Consider the following 1938-nt stretch of genomic DNA (forward strand, 5'->3'; position numbering starts at 1 on the left):
AGGAGCTTCTTGTATAATTCAAATATAGGGAATTCCGAGAAAGAAGGTTGAGAAAAAAATACCTCAGAGTAAAATAAGATTACTGACTTTGGACGGTTAGTAAAAAATCTTATCAAACAGTGAGGTACTTGAAATGAATTATAACACACAGAACGCAAAAATTGCATCTATTACGGAAAAAACTTTAATTGTTGGTATTGATGTTGGAAGTGAAACGCATTATGCAAGGGCTTTTAACTGGCGCAATTATGAGTACTCGAAAAAGCCTTTTGCTTTCAGTAATGACGAAGCCGGATTTGCTTCTTTTAAAGCATGGATGAATGATATGGCGGAAAAACATGGAATGGAAACGATTATTCCAGGAATGGAACCGACGGGACATTACTGGCTGAACCTTGGAGCGTACCTGCAGGAACAGGGAATGAAGCCGGTGCATGTAAATCCGCATCATGTTAAGAAGTCCAAAGAACTGGATGATAATAACCCGAGCAAGAATGACCGTAAAGATCCAAAAACAATTGCGGGTCTGGTGAATGAGGGAAGATTTTCTTATCCATATATTCCAACCGGAATCTATGCAGAGATCAGAAATCTGTCCAACCTTCGTATTCAGACACAGGAAGAGATTACAAGAATCAAAAACAGGATCGCCCGCTGGTTCAGCATTTATTTTCCAGAAATAAAAGACGTTTACAGGAATCCGGATGCGGTAAGCGGACTGATGGTAATTAAACAGGCACCACTGCCATGTGATATCAAAGAGCTTGGCGTGAATGGAGTGAATAAGATATGGAGAGATGCAAGGCTGAAAGGCGCTGGGATAAAGAGGGCAACGACCCTGGTAACAGCAGCGGAGCACAGCATCGGAAATACGGAAGCACCGAGAAGTGCCAGGAAAGAGATCCGAAACCTACTGAATGACTACGAAACATACAAAAACCGGATGGATGAACTTATGCAAGAGATAAAGGAAACACTTTCTGAGATTCCCTATATAGATAAGCTGATGGAGATCAATGGGATAGGGATAAAGACGGTAAGCTGCTTTATCGCAGAAGTAGGAGACATTGGACGTTTTGATAATCCGAAACAGGTGCAGAAACTTGCCGGTTATGCCATTGTTGCAGACAGCTCCGGGAAACATAACGGGGAGAGCAGGATCAGCCACAGGGGAAGAAAGCGTTTGAGATATGCATTGTATGAAGCTGCGATATCCGTGATTGGGAAAAATAAAGAGTTTAAAGAGATCCATAGTTATTATCGGACGAGGGAAAAAAATCCACTAAAAAAGATGCAGTCGGTGATAGCGGTGGCATGCAAACTGATCCGGATATTTTATACGATACTAACGAAAGGCGTGGATTATGACAGTCAGAAGATGTTAAATGACATTGTAAGACCAGAAATACAGTTAGCAGCATAAAGAGAAAGAAACAGTGTATCATGGCCGGTCTGAGCCTTTGAAAGGAAAGAATGAAGGGCTGAGACCAGCCATGATAGCTGGAAGCAATAAACAAATGGAATGTAACAGGAAAACGTCCACCGGAAGGTGCTGTTGCAGGAAAGAAGTCAGTAATACAACAAACAAAGAATGAGCCAGTAGTCGGCAGGAATATTTTCCAGAGGGCATGACCCTGTAGAGGAGCTAAGCTGACACCCTGGTTATGGACAGGCGGGACGAGAGAAGTTAGGACTTGGCATAGACTGATGATCCTGGTAGATATGGGAGGTTCGCTGCCGTAGATGGATGGGTACACACAAGGCCATGTAAAACGAAATAAGAAGACGTTTTACTTCGTGCACCCAAAATCCACTATTTTCGTACCAGATACAGAGAAATGTCCATTCCTATGGCTCCTTCTTCTGGGATATTTATTGATGAAACACTAAAAAATCCTTGATTTTCAAGGAAAAAAGACTTGACTATATAGGGAGGAA

At 42.1% G+C, this 1938-nt stretch carries 1 protein-coding gene; it reads left to right on the forward strand.

The window, feature by feature from the left end; translation table 11 throughout:
- The first annotated feature begins 133 nt into the window (after positions 1–133).
- Entirely contained in the window at positions 134–1423 is a 1290-nt protein-coding gene (locus DXC01_RS19880) for an IS110 family transposase (protein ID WP_118254582.1), read from the forward strand.
- Positions 1424–1938: the final 515 nt, after the last annotated feature.

The organism is Blautia sp. OM07-19, assembly GCF_003481595.1.
Classification (GTDB): domain Bacteria; phylum Bacillota; class Clostridia; order Lachnospirales; family Lachnospiraceae; genus Blautia_A; species Blautia_A intestinihominis.

Bases quoted from the DNA above. Each gene is read 5' to 3' on its own strand.
- DXC01_RS19880 (WP_118254582.1), top strand. From the start codon at position 134: ATGAATTATAACACACAGAACGCAAAAATTGCATCTATTACGGAAAAA.